Source organism: Methylomonas sp. 11b, assembly GCF_000515215.1.
In the GTDB taxonomy this organism is placed as follows: domain Bacteria; phylum Pseudomonadota; class Gammaproteobacteria; order Methylococcales; family Methylomonadaceae; genus Methylomonas.
In genome coordinates, this window is record NZ_KI911557.1 from 1,897,382 (window position 1) to 1,916,664 (window position 19,283).

The window sequence follows — 19,283 nt, forward strand, 5'->3', positions numbered from 1 at the left end:
CGACAAGGAGGTAGCGGTATGAACACAAAAAGCTATCGGGACTGGCTAAAAGGACTCGATGAACTGACGAGTCATCAGCAACAAAGAGTATTGAGCCGGCTGAACAAGATGGTCTCGGGAGACACGGTTGCCGCCAGACTAGAACAAGCGGCGCCTCAAGGCTGTCCGCAATGCCAAAGTCACCGACTGGCTCGCTGGGGCCGGCAAGCCGGTTTGCAACGCTACCGTTGTCGCGACTGCGGCAAGTGTTGCAATGCCTTAACGGGAACACCCTTGGCTCGACTTCGACATAAGGACTGTTGGTTGACTTATAGCCAAGCCATGATTGAAGGGCTGACGGTGCGAAATGCAGCCTATCGTTGCGGGATCGACAAAACCACGAGCTTTCGCTGGCGACACCGTTTTCTCACCGATGTCGTTGAGTTGAAGGCGACCGGCTTGACAGGTATTGTGGAAGCGGACGAAACCTATTTCCCTCTGTCATTCAAAGGCTCACGTCACTTGCCCAGGCCAGCGCATCACCGAGGTCATGACATTCACCAGCGCGGCACCGGCGAGGATCAAGTACCGGTATTGGTGTTACGCGATCGTCATGGGGCCACGACCGATTTCAAACTGACCCTGGCTTGTCAACGCGAAGAAGCGCCGATTCTGAGCCAAGTCATCCGCCCAGATTCCATACTCTGTACCGATGGTGGCGCCAGTCTCAAAGGGGCTGCACGCCAAGCCGGTATCGCTCATCGCGCTTTGAATCTGTCGGCGGGGGTACGGGTGTTGGCTGGGGTTTACCACATTCAAAACGTCAACGCCTACGACAGTCGGCTGAAAAATTGGATGCGGCAATTTCATGGGGTCGCCACCAAATATCTGGAAAATTATCTCGGCTGGCGTCGAGGATTGGAGCAATGGGGTGAGCTCGCTACACCTCAAACCTGGATGCTCGCCGCCGTTGGGCAAATCAACTGTTAACGCTAACAGAGCCTTATTTAAAGGGAGTTTGATATTGATCGGGGCATGTGTGGTCTTGGCGCAAATCATTCAGCGGTTGATTGAACCGGTACTGCCATCTTACGAAATCATGGGTATTTTCAGTTTGGCGGGCCTGGCGGCAAATTCGCTATGTCTATTTCTGCTGTGGAAGCACAGAAATGAAGACATCAACATGAGCTCGGTATGGGAATGTTCAAGAAACGACATTGCGTCAAATCTATCGGTATTTATCACAGCGGGAGCAGTTTGGTACTTTGAATCGGGATGGGCGGATATTTTCGTCGCATCCTGTCTTGTTTTTCTTTTGCTAAATTCTTCTTTCCGCGTTATTCGCTCCGCGCTTAGAGAATTACATGAATCATTTTCTCTATAACCAAGGGAAAACGTATATCGATTATTTCTATAGATGGCGAAACATCGCGCGATGTCGATGTCAGAGCTTTAAATTAAGTGTATGAGGCGCAGTAAAACGAAAAACCTAACTACCGACCAATTTTAATGTGCCTCCATCCCCGAAAACAGAACTTTATTTAAGGAAATTTACTATGAACATGACGAAAACTTTACTGATTTCAGCAATGCTGGGATTGTTGAGCGGCTGCGTCCAACTGGCTTCTCATCCCATGGACATGATCGTAGCCATTCATAACGCGAAAACAAAGACAGACCACGAAGCACTGGCAGTTCATTACGAACAAATAGCCCATGAAATGAAAGCGAAGTCCGATGATCACAAAAAACAATTAGGGGAATATCGAGCAATTCTTTCAAAAGCAGATGAGCAATATGCCCAATTCGAAGCGCATTGTTTACAATTGATCAAAATATATGCCCAAGCCGAGCAAGAAAACTTGGGAATGGCTCGACTGCACCGTCAAATTGCTTCTGGATTACTAAACTAAAATCCGTTTCTCTGGAAATCACCTATGAAAACAAAATTACTAATCACTTTGCTTTTAACGATCGGCTTATTAGCCGCCTGTAGCGAAATCAATCCTCATTCGATGGATTTGGACTTGGCCGTACAGCATGAGGCGTTGGTAAAACACTATGAAGAAACCGCTAAGGAGATGCAGGCCAAGGTCCAGGAACACAAGCTGCTTTTGAGCCAATACCAGGCCAAAAGCTATCTTTACGGCCGGCAAGCCGAAGGGTTTAAAGAGCATTGCCAATCATTGATCAATGCCTACGAAAAAGCGGCGGAAGAAAATTTGAATATGGCAAATCTGCATCGTCAGATGTAACGCTTCACACAAGTCAGGGAATGTTTCCATCCCCTATGCAATTGTACGTACTGGTACCTTGCTCGCCCTGGCTCACGAAACCCGTGGCATAGTAAAGAATGGGAGAATTCCCATTATGAAATCCAATACCGACCTACCCAAGGCTCCCGAATCGAAGCCAGCGCACGCCGGCCACGCCCATCATGCCCACATGGCGGCGGATTTCCGGAAGATGCTCCAAACCCTGGTGGGGCTGCGAGAAGCCATTCGTTTTCCGGGCGACATCTATGTTCTATTCGGCCTTTCTTCCGCGGTATTTTGGTATGGTGGCTGGCCGTTTCTCAAAGGTTTGTTCACCCACCCCCCCCGGCTACGCCGGGGGGGTGCCATCATTAATCAGTGTTTAGAACCATGTTTAAAGTCATCCTTAACTGCATCCGCTCCATTGGCATCGTAAAGCTCGTTTCTGCCGTTACCCTTCTGCTGGTGATCATCCCCGCATTAAACGCCTGCGCCGCACCCCATTACACCGGCCGGAAAGCATCGCCTTTTCCGTGCAAATCCTACCAGTGCAATAGTAAATAACCGAATCCGCTACTCGATGGTTAATGTGACAGAACCGGAAAATTCGAACCGATGCTTTTGAAGCCAAAATGGTCTCGTAGTAATGTGTCCGTGAAATTAGGGAAAGATCAAATTTGTAACTACACTAATAAACAATCATTAAGCAATTTCATCGCTCAACTAAATGTGCAAGCTTCTTCTTGCTGGAAATTGAACCTACTGTCCTTTAATGGCCGTCATTAGGCCTTTAAAATCATCGGAGATAGACATCAGCGTGAACTGATATTGCAGTGCGTTCTCTGCATATTTTGCTTGCTCAATATGCTCTTCTACAGTGTTACCATCTAATGAAGCTTGCTGGGGATTTCTATACAGCAGCTGTGCACCAAGCATATTATTTGGGGCTGTTAAATGTCCCTGTTGGGTGCGCTGCAAATCAGAACCTTTAGCTGCAAGTGTTTGTTGAAACACTGATTTAAAGTCCAAATCTCGAGCTTTGTAATCTGGAGTATCGGCGTTAGCCAGATTGGATGCCAAGATTTCGCTACGTTTTTCTCGCAGTCTCAAGATTTGCGGATTTTCCATCAAGGCTGCATCAAAACTAATTGCCATAAATTTCTCCTACAAAACACATAATGTAAAATTAATTAAGCACTAATTATGCCATACAAATTTTTCATTTAATATTCATGTATATAGATAACGGCAATGTCATCCTCTGTATAAGAAAAGACCAAAGATCGAAAATTAAGTCAATAAAATGGCAGGCGGTGCATTGCCTCATGGAAAAAGGTAATCGAAGTTCAAAGTCGATGCCTCACATTAGGTGTAACCGAGAGAAGCTGGAACGCCTGCCCCAAGACATCCACCGCATGACGAGCTTCCAGGGTGATGGCGACTTTAGCGGCCAAGACCTTACGGCTGGCCCAATCGAGCACGGCAGTCAGATAGGCGAAGCCTTTCGCCATAAGAATGTAGGTCGTATCCAAAGCCCAAACCTGATTGGCGCGATTGATCTTTATGCTTCGTAGCAGGTAAGGATAAACCTCGTGTCCCGGCGATTTCTGGCTGGTTTTAGGCTCGCAGTACACCGCTTCAATGCCCATTTTCATCATCAAGGTTTTGACACGCTTACGGCCAATGGGGATACCCTGCAGGTTCAGTTCATTCAAACGCTTGATCTTATCGGTAGGGTCGCCATTCAATCAAACAAATAAAAACTACGATAAAGTATAAACTTCGACAGCACTGTGATGTCCTTTGTAAGTTTGGTAAGAGCCACAAAATAATGAATAAAATTGCAACATCCGTATGACACAAGCAAAGAGGGGAGAGAATCATGATGATCCATTGGCATAAATCGATCACAATCACCTTGGTTGGTGTGTTTTTCTTGTTGGAAGGATGTGCCGTTACCCAGCCCGCATTTTACCGGACTTCGGACGTTAAGCCTGAATCCATAGGTCAAATTACGTTATTGCCAGCTGTTGATGCGCGAATCGATCAGCAGGTCGCGGTTCCTCTCGAAGAACCTTTGCGCCAAAAGGCGGCAACGATCCTGAAGCGGAAAGGATACCCCGTGGTCTTGAGTAATTCGGGCGAGAGTGCTGCCCTGACGGGCGATAGTCTACGGGCCGCCGATCCTGCCTTGATAAAACGCCTTGGTCCGCCGGATGCACGCTGGATCATGGTCTTGGCCCTTATCGATCTCAATGTGGTTGGCAGCAACGATAAGGTGGAAGTGGCAGGCTTTCTATACGACAAGGAGAAGGGCTTGCTGCTATGGCGGGACAGCGTTATTTGTTTGGTCGGGGATGGTGGCATTTTGGGCGGGCTAATAAACGATAAAAGGGTCGATCTAGCGGTTTCTACCGCAGTGGATTCGTTATTGGGCAGTATTCCGGAATAGGGACTCGTTTTGATAATCCCACGCTGCCACCGGTCGTTATCTCTGCCATCACCGATATGTTTAAAGGGAGGTGGGTCATGATGCATACATGGCACAAGCTATCTGCAATCGAAACCGCAGGCCTGCTTGCGACCGATATGGAACAGGGACTTTCCACCGAAGAGGCGAAAAAGCGACTTGCTCGATATGGGCAAAATAAACTGCATAAGGGCAAGCGATTTTCGGCTTTGTTGATTTTTATCAGCCAGTTTAAAAGTCTCGTTATTTGGGTGCTGATTGGCGCAGCGGCCGTTTCCGTTGCACTCGGTGAAGTCATCGACGGTATTGCCATCATCGCTATCGTGATCTTGAATGCGGTCATTGGCTTTCTCCAGGAGTATCGAGCCGAGAAAGCGGCAGCCGCACTCGCTCGTTTAACAGCGCCGCATTGCCGAGTGATTCGGGATGGCCATAGCCTGGTGGTCACCACATCTGAGGTCGTTCCTGGCGATCTACTGTTACTCGAAGCGGGCGATTTGGTTGCGGCGGATGCCCGCCTTATTCAAGCTTCCGTGTTTCGTGTCAATGAAGCCCCGCTCACGGGGGAATCGCAAGCCGTGGCTAAGTTTACCGTTAGTCTGGTATTGGACACACCGCTGGCTGAGCGGAGCAATATGGTTTTTCTCGGGACCAGTGTGACTGGTGGTTCCGCTCGCGCAGTGGTGGTCAACACCGGCATGGAAACCGAACTGGGTCGCATCGCGAAACTGCTCGAATCGGCCGAAAGCGGAGAAACCCCTTTACAACGCCAACTGGAGCGGGTTGGGCGCCTGTTATTGATAGCGTGTTTCGGCATTGTCGGCTTGATTTTCGGTCTGGGAGTATGGCGAGGCATCGCCCCCTTTGAGCTTTTCCTAAGTTCGGTGAGTCTTGCGGTCGCGGCGATTCCCGAAGGGCTGCCAGCGGTGGTAACGATTGCGCTGGCATTAGGCGTACAGCGAATGGTTCAACGGCATGCCTTGGTGCGACGCTTGGCTTCGGTCGAAACATTGGGCCGTGCGCAGGTGATTTGTACCGACAAGACCGGCACGCTGACGATGGGTGAAATGACGGCCCGCAAGTTGGTGACCTCGCAAAACCTCTATCGTGTTACCGGTGAAGGTTACGCCACGGAAGGCACATTTTTCTCTGGCAACATGGAAAGTTTCCCTTCGGAAAGCCCCGAATTATTCGCCTTGCTGCGAGCATCGGCGGCATGCAACGATGCCGAACTCACGCTAATCGATGGCCGATCTACTGTAGTAGGCGATCCTACCGAGGGGGCGTTATTGGTGGCCGCCGAGAAAGCGAATATTACGAGGTCTGCCATTGAAACGGACATGCCGCGTTTGGCGGTGATCCCTTTTGATTCTGACCGCAAGCGCATGAGCGTTATCCGTCGTCAGACCAATTTCCCCTGGGCCTTTGTCAAAGGTGCTCCCGAAGTCGTTCTTAGCCGTTGCACGTTGATTCGCACCGACCAAGGTGTCAGGGCATTGACTGAAATCGACCGCACTCATTTTTTTCAGGCCAATCGCTTACTGGCCAACGATGCGTTGCGAGTGCTGGCCGTGGCAGAGCGTCCACTAGAAGGCATCCATTTCGGTGCGGGCGTATTCGGTAGTGATGTCGAGATCGAACAGCAGCTTATTTTGCTAGGACTCGTTGGCTTACAGGACCCACCGCGTGGTGAAGCCAGAGAGGCCGTCAGCAAATGCAAACGGGCAGGGATCAAAACGGTGATGATCACTGGCGATCATCCGGATACCGCGCGGGCCATTGGCTGCGAATTAGGGATTATGGATAAGGGCGATGAAGTTCTGATTGGTGCCGAGATAGACCACTTGGACGATGCTGAGTTAAAGGAACGCGTGCCGCATGTTTCGGTGTATGCACGGGTAACCGCCGAGCATAAACTGCGTATCGTTCGGGCATGGAAAGCGACTGGGGCGGTTGTCGCGATGACGGGAGACGGCGTGAACGATGCGCCGGCTATCAAAGAAGCATCCATCGGAATCGCCATGGGCATTACCGGTACTGAAGTGACCAAAGAAGCCGCCGACATGATTGTCGCCGATGATAATTTTGCTTCCATTGTCGCCGCCGTTGAAGAAGGACGCGGCATTTATGACAACATCGCCAAAACCTTGGCTTACCTGTTGGGCAGTAGCACCGGCGAGTTGTTGGTGATGTTGGGTGCGGTGCTGCTGGGTTGGCCATTACCGCTTTTACCGTTACATCTTTTGTGGATCAACCTGGTCACCGATGGTTTTGCGGCCTTGGCCCTTTCCACCGATCCGATTGATCCAGGGGTATTGAATCGCCCGCCTCGACAGGCTCAGTCCCAGTTACTCAACCGGCATTTGTTTTATCTGACTTTATTCACCGGTTTGTTAGCCGCGAGCGTCACGCTCGGCGTGTTTGCCTATGAACTGCATGTGGTTGGCAATACGCTAGATCAAGCTCGCGATGCCGCCTTTACCGCTCTGGTGATTACCGGTTTGCTGCGTGCCTTCGGTGCGCGAAGCGAGCAACGTGTCATCTGGCAAATCGGCTTGTTTTCCAATCTGCGCTTGTTTCTGATTGTCGCCGTGTGTTTCAGCTTACAGTTGGCGATACACCATATTTCGATGCTGCAAACCCTGTTTCAGATCAAATCGGTGTCGTTGCATCAGTGTGTCGTCTGGATCGGGGTTGGATTTATACCCTTGGCAATCTTAGAGTTCAGAAAAATCCTGCTTAATCGTGCTAAAAAGTTTGCTTAGAACAATGAAAACCAAGCAATCACGTTGCCATCAGCCTAAAAAGATGAAATCGCCACAAGCGATGTCCACCAATCGGTTTATCCACCGAAAAATTCTGACCCGATTGTTTTTAGGCTGGTTGTTCCTGAGTGTAACGGTAGGCGGTTCCACTTTATGGCTGGAGATCAAGAGGGCCGAGCAATTGGTTCATGCCCTTGCGCTGAAGGAATCAGCGATATTCAGCGGAGCATCGGCCCATAATCTGGAACAACTCGATGCCCAATCGACCGAACACCTGACGCAGCTAGCCGAACAGCTGGTTAGCCAGCATTTTCTGATTGTCGAATTGTACGACCGCAACAAACAATTAAAACTCGAAGCCGTTCGCCAAGGACAGGAATTGGTCGAGCAATTCATCGATCAATATCGCCATCAATTTCCACAGGCCGACGAGTTTACTCATGACCTGCATTTTATTCATGGGCAGTTGTGGCTGGTGACACTGGTTCCACTACGTGGCGAACAGGATTCGCCCATGGGTTATTTCGAGGGTGTTTATCAGGTTGATCCGGAAACGTTTGCCATGTTGAAGCAAAACCTAATCCGTATGCTGGCCTTCGTGACGCTAGGCATTTTCTTTACCAGCCTCTTGATGTATCCGATTGTCCTGACACTCAATCGAGGCGTCATCAGGCTTTCCGGCGAACTCTTACAAGGCAATCTTGAACTGATGAATGTACTGGGCTGTGCCATCGCAGAACGCGATTCGGAAACCAACCATCATAACTATCGAGTGACTTATTACGCGCTACGGCTTGGCGAAGCGATTGGATTGCCTGAAGAAAATATGCGCGATCTAATTGCAGGGGCTTTTTTGCACGATGTTGGCAAGATCGGCATCCGCGATCCGATTTTACTGAAACCGGGAAAACTAACAGCGGATGAATTCGAGGTCATGAAAACGCATGTGGTATTAGGCGTGGAAATTCTAAACAAATCGCACTGGTTAACCGGTGCGCGGGATGTCGTGGAGTTTCATCATGAAAAATATGACGGCAGCGGGTATTTGCAAGGCCTTACAGGGAACACCATTCCACTAAACGCGCGAATATTTGCTATAGGGGACGTGTTTGATGCGCTGACCTCGCAACGTCCGTACAAGGAAGCGTGGCCCGTAGTCGATGCTATTTCCAAGCTCGTAAAAGAAGGCGGTAGCCACTTTGACCCTCGGCTGGTAACGATTTTTGCCAAGATTGCTCCGCGTCTTCATCAAGAGGTGAATGATTTAGACGAATCTCAACTGGAGGCAATGCTACAACGCCTCGTTGGCGAACACTTCTTGAATACAGCTTTTAAGGTTCGAAAGGCAAGAGATGAATTTTCTCGCACATCAGCTTAGGAGGTTGACCCAATGCGGTGCGTCAACACGCCTATTTGCACCAGTGTTGCGCAATCAGACACGGGAGTACTTAAAAACGAATTTAACTTATTGATTTTAATAATGGCACTATTTGTGCTTGAAAAATAAAGATTTATAGAGCGGATTGATGTTATTTCTAATTTTTCATCACTCCATGAACTATAAAAACAGGACGAAATTAACGATTAATAACAACTAAATCTGGAGAAAATCTATGAAAACAAAACTATTGATTACCCTATTGTTAGGTGCTGGCATCTTAGTGGCATGCAGCGAGATGAACCCTCATCCGATGGATATGACTCAAGCCGTACAAAGCGCAACGACAAAGGCAGATCATGAGGCATTGGCTAAACATTACGAAGAAGCCGCGAAAGAACTGCAACTTAAAGTTGAAGAGCACAAAAAACTGCTTAGCCAATACCAGTCAAAAAGCTATGTTTACGGCAAGCAACTCGACACCTTGGTAAGCCATTGTCGAGTGTTGATTAATGCCTATGAAAAGGCGGCTGAAGCCAATTTAAGTATGGCGGCAATGCATCGTCAGATGTAAACAGTAAGTCTTTTCGTCAAAATCGACGCACATTAATCTAGGCAAGATGGGCTAAGGTAACGCGGCCCATCTTATTCGGTAAACCTCCCAACTCAAGAGGGTTCCAGCTCTATTTTTACCTTTTTCCCGAGAGCGGCGGCGGCGCTCACTAAGGTTGTAAGGGTTAAACTGGTATCCTCTTCATCCAGCAACCTATTCAGCGATGCTCTGCTGGTATGCATTTTTTTGGCCATTGCCGTTTTACTCAGCTTAAGCGAAGACATGCCTTCTGAAATTTGCCAGGCAATAATCCGTTTGGTTGCCACGGCGGTTACGTCTTCGAGAATTGCTTCATCGCTGAGAAAATCGTCAAAGCTGCTGCCGATATGAGGATTCTCTTCGTGTTGACTGGTCATTTTTTCCCCCGTAATGCTTTCAATCGTTGTTTTGCCAGATCAAGCTCTGGCTTCGGTGTTTTTTGATTTTTCTTGATAAAACCATGCAGCAAAATCATCGTTTGGTTGACGATGACAAACAGAACGCGGGCAATCCGATTATCCAGCTTAATTCTGACGTCCCAAATATCGCCTTCAAGGTAATCGACTAAAGGCATGCCAAGAGGCCAACCGAACTGCACCGTTTTAATATCTTCGCCAATCGTTTTTCTATCCTGAGCCGATAACGCTTTCAACCATTCTCTAACCGGTTCGCTACCGGCTTCAGTGGCAAAAAATCTAACAGAAAGGATTGGATTCATTCGCGTAGCGTATCAATATTGGTACGCATAAACAAGTCTCTCTTTATCCGATAGGACAACTGTTTGTAAATCACGACTGATTGATAGTTGTCGGATTTTTCAATATTTGTGTCACACGGCAGGCCAATTATTGACGCAATAAATGAAAAATCTCAGATTTTATGACGGCAATAATGAAATATTTCTCGGCTAAAGGCATTAGAAAAGAGGTCACAAAAAGAAGCCAAACTTACTAAGATTAGATTATTTATTGAAACTTAGCTCGGTCGTTCAACAACAGCGTAAAAGAATCGTGTTATCTCAGGGTAAACAGTCCGATAGAGAGTCTGCACAGTTTAGCGAAAAAACATCACATAGCTCGCCTGAAGAGTAATCACCAAACCATCGAGCAACGCGATAAAGGCGAAACCCTTTTTTGTGTCACGCGGGGAAATCCATTGCGCAAGAAAGGGCCCCAGCCGTCCACCCCAGAGTACGCCGAGCATCGTGAATGCCGCCAACTCCCAGGGTACGCCACCATAATAGAAGGCATGAATAAAAGCCAGTAGCAGGGAATTTAACGACAACAATACTACGCCCAGCCCAATTGCCCGGTTAGCGTTAAGGCCATAGGCGAGCATACAAAAGGCGGCAATGATTTCGCCCTCGCCAATCGCAACCCAGCCGGTAATCATGCCGCCGATAAAAGAAACCAGGACGATTGGGATACGGGCATGCGCGGGAAGTTCTGTTAGTCCGCCTTTTCGATCCAACGTGATCAGCGTCAGCAAGCCCGCTATGAACGCAATGGGGCCAAACAGCCCTTTGACCAGCATCGGCTGCGGGTGAATCAAGAATGTGGATATCATTGTCCCAATAATAAGCGCAGGCACGGTCCATTTCAAAAGCCGCAACGGTACTTCGCCGCGCCGCAGCCAACCGGATGCGCCGCTGGTCATGCCGACGGCCTGGGTGACGAACGCGAGTTTTAAGGCGCTGACCGGATCGACTTGGTAAGCGAACATCAGCACGGGAATAAAAACAATGCCGCCCCCAATCGCGGTAGCATTACCGATGAATGCACCAAACACACCGACGATGATCAGCGGCCAATTGCTGGCTGCAAGCCCGATTGGGTCTGGGAATATAGTCGCGTAACCGGCAATCCAGATCAGGGTAAATACAAAAAGCCAAGGCGTGAAATACGCAAAGCTTTTTGCCGATGAAGGGTTGTCCAGCTCCATCACAGGGGCGGAATAACGAGAGAACTGCTGTTTTTGATTGCTTCTCATCAATGCAACTCATTAAATGTTTTGATTATTTTTAATTTGTTGCAGTCGGATAATGAGCGAATTAAAAACAGTTTTTGAACAATGAACCAGTTCGCATCCTTTCTTTTTAAGAAGTTCCCAGATTAATTGATTAATACTGGGCATATTCTCAGCAGCACAAATCGCTTCAGTACTTGAATAGGTCGAAACACAATAGGGCACTAAGTAGGTCAAGGTGATTTTGATGTATTCCTTTATCGATAATCCATCGCTCAACATCACATCGCCGTGATTGATCAACATCAGAATTGAACCCACGACTAGCGCAATCTTAATCGCGCGCGTCAAAATATTTTTTTGCAAGGCAATTTTAAACCAACCACTTATCATACGGTGTCATCCTTACCCAGGTAATGTGTAATAAACACATAAAGATTGGGTGTTTAATAATTAAAATCTGATTGTTAAGATTTGTGTGTTTATAGAGTAATTGCGGATGATTAAACGACTGTCTGCCAAAGCAGCCGTATCCCGACTGTGAACAAGAACAGCGCAAATATCTTTTTCAGGTTCTCGGTCGGCAGCTTATGTGCGAGTTGCGCCCCCATTGGGGCGAATACCCGGCTACTGGTCACGATGCAAAGAAACGCCGGTACATAAAGATAACCCAGGCTCCAGCTAGGAAGACTGGCGTTGCTCCAGCCCAGGGCGATGTAGCCGAAAGAACCGACGATAGCGATGGATAATCCACAGGCGCTGGAAATAATCCCGGCTTGGCGCAAGGAAAACTGGCGCTTGACCAGGAAAGGGACGATGATGACCCCGATGTCGGCGCCCAGGAGAGTGCAAAGTACACCGATGATGCCGCCTGCACCGACAAGGTTTCGTTCGCCAGGCGACTTATCAGGAACGAGCGCTGGCGAGTAGGGTTTGATTATCTGAAAAGCTACCCATAGCGGAAAAAAGGCGAACAGCGTTTTAAAAAGATCGGTCGGCAGGCTGTCCGCGACAACTGACCCCAACAGAGAACCGACCAAGACACCTGGCACCAGTTGCTTCACGACCGGCCAGTCGACCGCACCGAGAAGGTGGTGAGACTGAAGGGAGGCGGCTGAAGTGACGATGATGGTGGCTAGCGAAGTCGCCACGGCCATCAGCATGACCAGGTCCGGCGCAATCCCCTGAGCCGAAAAAAGCCAGACCAGGAAAGGGACGATAATAATGCCGCCGCCGATGCCGAACAGTCCGGAAAGCAGGCCCGCAACGCTTCCCAAAAGCAGATAGTAAATACTCGGCAAGCCGACCATCGCCAGCGTGAGCGTCGCGGTAACACAGAACAGTGTCTTATACAGACGCTCGCTTTTAGGCTCTGGGCCAGTCTCGCCGGATTCATCGGTCTGAACGGATGACTGATAAAGCTTGCTATGGGCAAATACGAGACAATTAACCGCTGTGAAATTAAAGATCGGGCTCAGGAAGTGCAACACCGACAGGTGGCTGATGGCTGCATTGCCAAAACCGGCCGCCATCAACGCCAATGGTGTTTTGCCATAGAGGGAAGCCCAATCGCGACCGTGGTCTCGCCAAAGATCAACGAGTTCGACTCCGAATTTCACTTGTATCATGGTATTTTCCTTCTCAAAGTACGATTGAAATAATAAATGCCGTACTTAGGAACAGAGTCAATCAGAAAGTTAACAGACATGAAGTTTTCGATAATGATTTCAAACCAGTCAGCAGGAATCTGCTCCTGTCTGGCTTCCTGATTGGAAAAAGAGGTTGTTAATCCAAGTCAGAACAGCTATTTACAATACAGTGGCTTAACGCTAAGAAAATATCCTGCCGGTTGTTTTGTGTGGTGATAATCTCTATTCGGCTATTCGCTGAAGGTTTACACGGCACGATAGTCATTACCCCATCAACCGCATTAAAAATAAACCAGCCTTTATCGGTCGCAAAAACCGCTTTTATTCTTTCTGCCTCAAGGTTGCTTAGTAACCGTGATGTGCGTATATAATCAAAGCAACTGTGTTCCGGGAATACAGCGCCAAAACTCTGGTAACCATCCGTTGAATTAGACTTAAGTTGATACTTATTCGTTAGCGTGACTTCAGCTGTTTGAGTGAATTGATCTTGATGGGCATTAGGAAAAGAGGCTTGCCTTTCCGGGTTTCTGGTCAAATCCAGCCAGGCAACATCCAGTTGACCTTGAACAGTTTGAGCAACAACCGCTTTACGTGGTCGGCTGCCATCGGCCCAACGCTCGAACAGCTGAGTCACTGCCTTGTCGGCTAAATCCATTTTATTAGCGACTAGCACATCAGCTAAGGCGATTTGATCAACAAAGTTTTCATGCGATGTGTAGCGACTATCGCCTAACTTTCTCGGATCAACCAGGCAGATACTGGCCCGCACATCCAGCACGGTTTGAAAATGCCCGCCGACGAGCCTATCCAAGACCCGCTTTGGGTGGCCTAACCCCGTTGGTTCAATAAGCAAACGGTCCGGCTTGACTTCCGTTAACAAGCGATTAACGGCAACCTGAAAAGGCAGTCCCACCGCACAACACAGACAGCCCCCCGGCACTTCCCTGATTATTGCTCCGTGAGCTGCGAAGATAGAGCCGTCGATTCCAACTTGTCCAAACTCATTGACCAATACCGCCCATTTTTCGTCAGCCGGTTTTTGATTAAGCAAGTTAAGAATGGCCGTGGTTTTACCGGCACCGAGGAAACCCATCACGATATTGGTTGGGATATTGGTCAGTTTTCTGGGCACTTTAGGCTTCATCCATCTAGGCATCAAACTGTAGAGACACGATGTGCGCGTCTCTACAGTTTAATTTTATTAAATGCCAACAGTGCTGCGGTTAACGAAATTAGGCATATCACCGAAAATCCCATGACGGCGGTTACCGTATCTGCTGACAAGAAACTGCCTAAGGCTGTCCCGGAAAACAGCATGATCCAAAAAGCAATATGACAAGGACAGGCGAGCAATGCTAAAGACGCAAAAAACCAACCGGTTAAACGCCTTCTCGGCGACAGGGATTGGTCGGAATATGGCTGCGTTAAAGAGGTATCACAAGACTTGTTATCACACTTGGATAAGTGAGCCGTGTTATTTAAACTTGTTTTCATTGTTCCACCTTGCTTCGTTTCGATTTATTTACCACAACAGCCAATGGTTTCACCGAAAACACCGGCATAGTTTGTTTGCCAGGCTAAACGCGCAATGAAATAGTGTGGATTTTTATTGAATTCATTCAAGCAATGAGGGCAGCGACAAAACCCAACCGAGTTGCCATTAAAATCCACTGTCACTGTGGCATTAAACGGTTTCTCAGCTAAACAAACAGGACATACCGTCAAACCGGCTGTTTCGGCCAGACATGATTCAGGGTGGGTTATGAATAACTCCAAACAACCTTTGCAACAGAACCAGTATTGCTTCCCTGCATAGTTATGGTGAACAGCATTTTTCTTAGTGATGCCTAATCTAACTAACGAGCATCCACAAGCCGGGCAAATGGGCGTCTCCATCGTTTGTTACCGGTCTTCTGTCTTGCATTCGTCATCCACGCAGGCAGGACTGTTGCGTCCGATCATAAAATCCCAGATATTGGCGACGACAAAAAGAGTAAGCCCACTATAGACCAGTATCACGGCGACCGGCAATATCCCAGTAACGGTAAACCCCAAGCCGATGATACTGAGCAATGCGCCGATACCACCGGTCCAGAACGCGAGCATCGCTTCCTCCGATAGCGCTTCATGTTTCCTGGCGGAACGATAAAGCGCCCATAAATTTAAACCGGTGAACCCTACAAATATCGGTAACAAATAGGCATCGTTTATCAGAAAACCAAGCCCAACAGCACCTACTGTGCTGAGCACAACAGAGATGCCGAGACAACACGCCGCAGCAATCGCGGCACCGAATAAACCGCCAAATTGACTTAATTTTTCTCGCATTTTAATGCTCCTCAGTAATTCACTTAAAGCACGATACCTAAATGCTGCTTCAGGCTTTGTTCAAAACAATTTAATCGATCCCGACATGTTTCAATATATTGAGTTAACTCAGCCAGACTTGTTTCCGTAGCGTCAACATCCCTGTTATCACGGCCTGACAATAAACGGTCAATCTGCTCTAACGGAACACCCACATCACGAGCCGTTCGAATAAACAGTAACCGTTCAATCACGGGCTCGTAAAACAAGAACATTCCGCCCGCTGTTCTGTCGTTTACCTGAATCAAACCTCGATCTATATAGGTTCTAATGCAATGGGTACTGATACCGGTTTGTTCAGCCAGAGTTGAGAGTCTGATCAGTTTGTCATCCTTAAGACAGACATTCATTTTTAGCCCGCACAGCAAGAGAGCTCTTTCACGTCTTTGCTAAAAGTTTGCGCGCACAGTTTGATGCCTTCGACCATCGTCAAATACGGAAACAACTGTCCGGCCAGGTCTTCTATCGTCATCCGGTTATGGATGGCCAGCACCGCCGCCTGGATCATCTCGCCCGCTTCCGGCGCCAGGATTTGCGCGCCGATCAGGCGGTGGCTGTCGGCTTCGATAACCAGTTTGACAAAACCTCGGGTTTCAAAGTTAGCCAGGGCACGCGGCACATTCTCCAGCGGCAACAGGCGGCTGTCGGTTTCGATATTGTTCAGCTGTGCGTCGCGTTCAGTCAAACCGACGGTGGCCATTTGCGGTTCGGTAAACATCACCGCCGGCATCGCCGATAGATTGATAGCAGCATCGCCGCCGGTCATATTGATGGCGGCGCGGGTTCCAGCGGCTGCTGCGACATAAACGAACTGCGGCTGGTCGGCGCAGTCGCCGGCGGCATAGATATGTTCGACATTAGTGCGCATGTGATCGTCAATACTGATAGTGCCATCCTTATTGACCTTAACCCCCGCTTTTTCCAGACTTAAGCCTTCGGTATTAGGCGGCCTACCGGTGGCAATCAGTAATTGGTCTCCGATAATAATTTGGCCTGACCGGGTTTTCAGGGTAAATTCTCCTGAACCGAACAGACTCTTTTTATAGCTCACGGCTTCTGCCTGGGTATGGGTCAGGATGGTCATGCCTTCGTCTTCCATGACGGCTTGCAATACCGATCCTATGGCGGGGTCTTCCCGATACATGAGCGTATGGCGGGCCAGCACCGTTACTTTCGACCCCAGCCGTAAAAAGGCTTGCGCCAGTTCCAGAGCGACTATCCCTGAACCAATGACGATTAAATGTTCCGGTAGTTGTTCTGCAATCAATGCTTCGGTCGATGTCCAGTAAGGTGTGCCTGCCAAACCAGGAATGGGTGGTATGCCCGGAGACGACCCGGTGGCGATCAGAAAGCGGTCTGCGGTAATTTCGGTGAATTCGCCGTGTTCCTGGTCGACAATGAGTATGTTGGCGTTTTTAAACCGCGCCTGTCCTTTGATCAGATTAATCTCCGGATGAGTTGCCAAAATATTTTCATATTTGGCTGCTCTGAGTTCATCGACTCTAGCTTGCTGCTGGGCAACCAGTTGCTTGCGGTTTATCACCGGTTGTTGTTTTTTAATGCCGGGAAACGCATGATTTTTTTGTAAGTGGGTAATATGCGCTGCGCGGATCATGATTTTGGAAGGCACACAGCCGATATTGACGCAGGTGCCGCCAATGATCGGGTTGCGTTCAATCATCGTCACTTTGGCGCCCTTTTCCACTGCTTTCAGGGCGCAGGCGAAAGCGCCCGAGCCACTGCCGATGATCGCCACATGCAGCGGCTTGCCATGGTGTGCAGCCGCTGTTTGTTTATCGGCCTCGGCCGTCTTGTCGTCAATTTCTTTAACCTGATAACCTTTTTGCGCAATTTGCTCAATGAGTGATTCAAGAGGAGTTTCACCCGTAACCGTCAGTATGGCACTGCCTTCCGGGTAAGAAACTTTGATTTCAACACCCTCAAGCGCATTCAGTTTTTTCTCGATACCATCAGCACAGCTTGGGCAGGTCATGCCGTCAATTTTTAGTTTTGTAGTCCACATAACGATTCCTTGAATTACTTTGGCTGGTGAACAGTCGCGGGGTAACCGGCATTTGTAGTCGCTTTAATCAAGGCTTCTATGCTGGTTTTTTGCGGATCAAACGTGACATCGGCTATTTTAGAATCCCCATCGACACTGACCTTTTGTACACCCTCGACACCCTGCAAAGCCTTTTTAATGGTGACTTTGCACATCGCGCAGGTCATGTTCTGCATATCCAAGGTGACCGATTGACTGCTGTTTTTATTTTGCACAGAAACAGCAGTTGCTTCAGCAGAGGCTGTCTGCATTAATAAAGGTGTGGCTAACAAGCTCAATATTAAACATACGGTTTTAATAGTCATCATCATTTTCCTTAATTCATAAAAATCGGGGCATACCAGGGAAAGGTCAACAGCAGTAAGATCAACGCCGAGCCAATCCAGAAGATCATCCGCTGTTTGTGTTTAACTTCGGGTAATGCACAGGCCTCGCCTTCTTCACAGCTATCCGGTATCAAATAGAGTTTGCGATACCCCAGGCCAATAAAAATCAGGGTTAGAATAATAAAATAAGGTCTAACCGTTTCCATTGAAGTGAAGGCGCTCATCCACGCGCCGCCAATCCCTAAGGATATAAGCAGCAAGGGGCCGACACAGCAGACCGATGCGCCGATAGCGGCTAGTACGGCACCGATTCCTAGCCAGGATGGGTTTTCTGTGGGTGGTATTTCATGTTCTGTCGTCATAAGATTTTCCGAAATAAAAACTAAGCGCCTGATCCTCTGCATTCAACAAGAGCATGATGAATGCAGAGAATGTGATGTTTTAATAAACTTCGGATAAAAATTTAAATCCCGTTCTATAGAACAGAGTCAAGCAGTTGTTGCATTATTTTTGAATACTCAGGATTTTGAGTCCGAGTTATTTGAAAGGGCATTGATGAGGGAACAATGTTCTGCGGAGGAATCGTTCTGACAACCTTTAACCAGGCTATCCAATACATTATGAAGGGCCGTTAAATCCTTTATTTGCGCATCGATTTGCTGGCATTTCTGTTCGGCAATTTTTCGCACATCGGCGCAATGATCATCATCAAGCGATAACAGTTGGGCAATTTCTTTTAAGGTAAAACCCGCTTGTTGCGCGCGTTTGATGAACCGGATTCTGGCGATGGTATGGGGTGGATAATGCCGGTAGCCGCTAAGGGGTTTACCAGGTTCATCCAGCAAACCTATACGCTGGTAATAACGGATAGTTTCAACAGTGACTTCGGTTTGTTTGGCCAGATTGCCGATCGTCAGTTTCATCTTTGCGCCTGTATGTGTTGTTTCAGAAAACGACCAATTGATGTGACGCGATTGATGGCGCAAGACAAAACGCACCTACCTGATCTGCATCCAGCAAGCGGCTGACTTCGGTTTGTTTGGCAAGTTTGCCAATAGTTAGGTTCACGCCGTTACAAGTTTCTCAGATTTATAAGTTCCACAAAAGCGGATCGCCAGATTAATGCTCCGTTCCTCGAACCATCTCTGCCATATCCCGGTTTGCAGTGACGGCCTGCTGGTAAAGATCAATCACTTCTTGGCTATGCGCTTTAAGATCGTTCGCATGTCTACCATAAACGTAACGTTGCGACTCAAATTGGCTGAGATATTCTTTATGTTCCTCAATCTTGGTCTGTAATTCATTGGCCTCGTCTTGGAAATGTTTGGCTAATGCCTCATGCTGTATAGTCAGGTCAGTATCCATGGCATGAGGCTCCATGAAGCTACAAGCAGATAATAAGGATTCAGCTAAAACTAAAAGAATCAGTGATTTTAATGTCATGGTTATCTCCAAAGGTATCTTGAAATGGTAAT

At 48.2% G+C, this 19,283-nt stretch carries 24 protein-coding genes and 1 pseudogene; 9 read left to right on the plus strand and 16 right to left on the minus strand.

The genetic code is table 11. From position 1 onward, the window contains the following. Window positions 1-18: 18 nt before the first annotated feature. The 5 genes from METH11B_RS0109130 (at window position 19) to METH11B_RS0109145 (ending at window position 2,670) form a co-directional block, all read left to right on the plus strand. A complete protein-coding gene (locus METH11B_RS0109130) occupies window positions 19-969 on the plus strand; it encodes an IS1595-like element ISMmet2 family transposase (protein WP_036277216.1) in 951 nt (316 codons plus the stop codon). After that, the gene (locus METH11B_RS28480; RefSeq protein ID WP_231886515.1) at window positions 911-1,363 is read left to right on the plus strand and encodes a cation transporter; all 453 of its coding nucleotides are present in this window, start codon (window positions 911-913) and stop codon (window positions 1,361-1,363) included. The genes METH11B_RS0109130 and METH11B_RS28480 overlap by 59 nt, the downstream gene beginning before the upstream one ends. A gap of 172 nt (window positions 1,364-1,535) precedes the next feature. Next, the gene (locus tag METH11B_RS0109135) at window positions 1,536-1,892 is read left to right on the plus strand and encodes a hypothetical protein (RefSeq protein WP_026601777.1); all 357 of its coding nucleotides are present in this window, start codon (window positions 1,536-1,538) and stop codon (window positions 1,890-1,892) included. Window positions 1,893-1,916: 24 nt separating this feature from the next. After that, the gene (locus METH11B_RS0109140; protein ID WP_026601778.1) at window positions 1,917-2,234 is read left to right on the plus strand and encodes a hypothetical protein; all 318 of its coding nucleotides are present in this window, start codon (window positions 1,917-1,919) and stop codon (window positions 2,232-2,234) included. A gap of 115 nt (window positions 2,235-2,349) precedes the next feature. Beyond that, complete coding sequence (locus METH11B_RS0109145) at window positions 2,350-2,670, plus strand: hypothetical protein (RefSeq protein ID WP_026601779.1); 321 nt, start codon at window positions 2,350-2,352, stop codon at window positions 2,668-2,670. Window positions 2,671-2,993: 323 nt separating this feature from the next. Here METH11B_RS0109145 and flgB read toward each other — a convergent pair whose 3' ends face one another. After that, complete coding sequence (gene flgB / locus METH11B_RS0109150) at window positions 2,994-3,389, minus strand: flagellar basal body rod protein FlgB (protein WP_026601780.1); 396 nt, start codon at window positions 3,387-3,389, stop codon at window positions 2,994-2,996. Between the two features lie 191 nt (window positions 3,390-3,580). Continuing rightward, entirely contained in the window at window positions 3,581-3,949 is a 369-nt protein-coding gene (locus tag METH11B_RS26570) for a DDE-type integrase/transposase/recombinase (RefSeq protein ID WP_155931105.1), read from the minus strand. A 167-nt stretch (window positions 3,950-4,116) separates the two neighbouring features. Here METH11B_RS26570 and METH11B_RS0109160 point away from each other — a divergent pair, with 167 nt between their 5' ends. The 4 genes from METH11B_RS0109160 to METH11B_RS0109175 all read left to right on the plus strand — a co-directional run bounded on the left by METH11B_RS0109160 (window position 4,117) and on the right by METH11B_RS0109175 (window position 9,421). Continuing rightward, a complete protein-coding gene (locus tag METH11B_RS0109160; protein ID WP_026601782.1) occupies window positions 4,117-4,686 on the plus strand; it encodes a hypothetical protein in 570 nt (189 codons plus the stop codon). Between the two features lie 77 nt (window positions 4,687-4,763). Beyond that, window positions 4,764-7,469, plus strand: coding sequence for a cation-translocating P-type ATPase (locus METH11B_RS0109165; protein WP_026601783.1), 2,706 nt, complete (start codon window positions 4,764-4,766; stop codon window positions 7,467-7,469). A gap of 4 nt (window positions 7,470-7,473) precedes the next feature. Next, complete coding sequence (locus METH11B_RS0109170; protein WP_051426998.1) at window positions 7,474-8,847, plus strand: HD-GYP domain-containing protein; 1,374 nt, start codon at window positions 7,474-7,476, stop codon at window positions 8,845-8,847. 235 nt (window positions 8,848-9,082) lie between these two features. Continuing rightward, entirely contained in the window at window positions 9,083-9,421 is a 339-nt protein-coding gene (locus METH11B_RS0109175; protein WP_026601785.1) for a hypothetical protein, read from the plus strand. Between the two features lie 92 nt (window positions 9,422-9,513). Here the strand turns inward: METH11B_RS0109175 and METH11B_RS0109180 are convergent, their stop codons facing one another. The 14 genes and pseudogenes from METH11B_RS0109180 to METH11B_RS0109240 all read right to left on the minus strand — a co-directional run bounded on the left by METH11B_RS0109180 (window position 9,514) and on the right by METH11B_RS0109240 (window position 19,251). After that, complete coding sequence (locus METH11B_RS0109180) at window positions 9,514-9,816, minus strand: XRE family transcriptional regulator (RefSeq protein WP_026601786.1); 303 nt, start codon at window positions 9,814-9,816, stop codon at window positions 9,514-9,516. Further along, window positions 9,813-10,157, minus strand: coding sequence for a type II toxin-antitoxin system RelE/ParE family toxin (locus tag METH11B_RS0109185; protein ID WP_026601787.1), 345 nt, complete (start codon window positions 10,155-10,157; stop codon window positions 9,813-9,815). Before METH11B_RS0109185 ends, METH11B_RS0109180 begins: the two co-directional genes overlap by 4 nt. Window positions 10,158-10,492: 335 nt before the next feature. Beyond that, on the minus strand, window positions 10,493-11,428 hold the full coding sequence (locus tag METH11B_RS0109190; protein WP_081733777.1) for a sulfite exporter TauE/SafE family protein: 936 nt from the start codon (window positions 11,426-11,428) through the stop codon (window positions 10,493-10,495). Between the two features lie 12 nt (window positions 11,429-11,440). After that, window positions 11,441-11,797, minus strand: coding sequence for a nitrate/nitrite transporter NrtS (gene nrtS, locus METH11B_RS27785; RefSeq protein ID WP_026601789.1), 357 nt, complete (start codon window positions 11,795-11,797; stop codon window positions 11,441-11,443). Between the two features lie 110 nt (window positions 11,798-11,907). Further along, on the minus strand, window positions 11,908-13,032 hold the full coding sequence (locus METH11B_RS26580) for a sulfite exporter TauE/SafE family protein (RefSeq protein WP_026601790.1): 1,125 nt from the start codon (window positions 13,030-13,032) through the stop codon (window positions 11,908-11,910). 157 nt (window positions 13,033-13,189) lie between these two features. Further along, a complete protein-coding gene (locus METH11B_RS0109205) occupies window positions 13,190-14,197 on the minus strand; it encodes a CobW family GTP-binding protein (RefSeq protein WP_036277233.1) in 1,008 nt (335 codons plus the stop codon). Between the two features lie 41 nt (window positions 14,198-14,238). After that, window positions 14,239-14,547, minus strand: a complete 309-nt coding sequence (locus tag METH11B_RS28485) for a hypothetical protein (protein WP_081733778.1) — start codon at window positions 14,545-14,547, stop codon at window positions 14,239-14,241. Between the two features lie 24 nt (window positions 14,548-14,571). Next, the gene (locus METH11B_RS29135; RefSeq protein ID WP_155931106.1) at window positions 14,572-14,949 is read right to left on the minus strand and encodes a hypothetical protein; all 378 of its coding nucleotides are present in this window, start codon (window positions 14,947-14,949) and stop codon (window positions 14,572-14,574) included. Between the two features lie 6 nt (window positions 14,950-14,955). Continuing rightward, complete coding sequence (locus METH11B_RS0109210) at window positions 14,956-15,381, minus strand: MerC domain-containing protein (protein WP_026601792.1); 426 nt, start codon at window positions 15,379-15,381, stop codon at window positions 14,956-14,958. A gap of 23 nt (window positions 15,382-15,404) precedes the next feature. Beyond that, a complete protein-coding gene (locus tag METH11B_RS27790) occupies window positions 15,405-15,770 on the minus strand; it encodes a MerR family transcriptional regulator (protein ID WP_026601793.1) in 366 nt (121 codons plus the stop codon). 2 nt (window positions 15,771-15,772) lie between these two features. Beyond that, complete coding sequence (merA, locus tag METH11B_RS0109220; protein ID WP_026601794.1) at window positions 15,773-17,443, minus strand: mercury(II) reductase; 1,671 nt, start codon at window positions 17,441-17,443, stop codon at window positions 15,773-15,775. A 14-nt stretch (window positions 17,444-17,457) separates the two neighbouring features. After that, window positions 17,458-18,170, minus strand: a pseudogene (locus tag METH11B_RS30160) (mercuric transporter MerT family protein). 156 nt (window positions 18,171-18,326) lie between these two features. Then, window positions 18,327-18,731 carry a MerR family transcriptional regulator gene (locus tag METH11B_RS0109235; RefSeq protein WP_026601797.1) on the minus strand — a complete coding sequence of 135 codons (405 nt, stop codon included), beginning with the start codon at window positions 18,729-18,731 and terminating at the stop codon, window positions 18,327-18,329. 196 nt (window positions 18,732-18,927) lie between these two features. After that, a complete protein-coding gene (locus METH11B_RS0109240) occupies window positions 18,928-19,251 on the minus strand; it encodes a hypothetical protein (protein ID WP_026601798.1) in 324 nt (107 codons plus the stop codon). Between the last annotated feature and the right edge of the window lie 32 nt (window positions 19,252-19,283).

Coding starts and splice junctions, on each gene's coding strand:
- METH11B_RS0109130 (WP_036277216.1), top strand. CDS start 19: ATGAACACAAAAAGCTATCGGGACTGGCTAAAAGGACTCGATGAACTG.
- merA (WP_026601794.1), bottom strand. CDS start 17,443: ATGTGGACTACAAAACTAAAAATTGACGGCATGACCTGCCCAAGCTGT.
- METH11B_RS0109170 (WP_051426998.1), top strand. CDS start 7,474: ATGAAAACCAAGCAATCACGTTGCCATCAGCCTAAAAAGATGAAATCG.
- METH11B_RS0109180 (WP_026601786.1), bottom strand. CDS start 9,816: ATGACCAGTCAACACGAAGAGAATCCTCATATCGGCAGCAGCTTTGAC.
- METH11B_RS0109160 (WP_026601782.1), top strand. CDS start 4,117: ATGATGATCCATTGGCATAAATCGATCACAATCACCTTGGTTGGTGTG.
- METH11B_RS0109145 (WP_026601779.1), top strand. CDS start 2,350: ATGAAATCCAATACCGACCTACCCAAGGCTCCCGAATCGAAGCCAGCG.
- METH11B_RS26580 (WP_026601790.1), bottom strand. CDS start 13,032: ATGATACAAGTGAAATTCGGAGTCGAACTCGTTGATCTTTGGCGAGAC.
- METH11B_RS0109185 (WP_026601787.1), bottom strand. CDS start 10,157: ATGAATCCAATCCTTTCTGTTAGATTTTTTGCCACTGAAGCCGGTAGC.
- METH11B_RS0109190 (WP_081733777.1), bottom strand. CDS start 11,428: ATGAGAAGCAATCAAAAACAGCAGTTCTCTCGTTATTCCGCCCCTGTG.
- METH11B_RS0109210 (WP_026601792.1), bottom strand. CDS start 15,381: ATGCGAGAAAAATTAAGTCAATTTGGCGGTTTATTCGGTGCCGCGATT.
- flgB (WP_026601780.1), bottom strand. CDS start 3,389: ATGGCAATTAGTTTTGATGCAGCCTTGATGGAAAATCCGCAAATCTTG.
- nrtS (WP_026601789.1), bottom strand. CDS start 11,797: ATGATAAGTGGTTGGTTTAAAATTGCCTTGCAAAAAAATATTTTGACG.
- METH11B_RS29135 (WP_155931106.1), bottom strand. CDS start 14,949: ATGGAGACGCCCATTTGCCCGGCTTGTGGATGCTCGTTAGTTAGATTA.
- METH11B_RS0109135 (WP_026601777.1), top strand. CDS start 1,536: ATGAACATGACGAAAACTTTACTGATTTCAGCAATGCTGGGATTGTTG.
- METH11B_RS0109240 (WP_026601798.1), bottom strand. CDS start 19,251: ATGACATTAAAATCACTGATTCTTTTAGTTTTAGCTGAATCCTTATTA.
- METH11B_RS0109205 (WP_036277233.1), bottom strand. CDS start 14,197: ATGAAGCCTAAAGTGCCCAGAAAACTGACCAATATCCCAACCAATATC.
- METH11B_RS0109165 (WP_026601783.1), top strand. CDS start 4,764: ATGATGCATACATGGCACAAGCTATCTGCAATCGAAACCGCAGGCCTG.
- METH11B_RS0109175 (WP_026601785.1), top strand. CDS start 9,083: ATGAAAACAAAACTATTGATTACCCTATTGTTAGGTGCTGGCATCTTA.
- METH11B_RS28485 (WP_081733778.1), bottom strand. CDS start 14,547: ATGAAAACAAGTTTAAATAACACGGCTCACTTATCCAAGTGTGATAAC.
- METH11B_RS0109140 (WP_026601778.1), top strand. CDS start 1,917: ATGAAAACAAAATTACTAATCACTTTGCTTTTAACGATCGGCTTATTA.
- METH11B_RS0109235 (WP_026601797.1), bottom strand. CDS start 18,731: ATGAAACTGACGATCGGCAATCTGGCCAAACAAACCGAAGTCACTGTT.
- METH11B_RS27790 (WP_026601793.1), bottom strand. CDS start 15,770: ATGAATGTCTGTCTTAAGGATGACAAACTGATCAGACTCTCAACTCTG.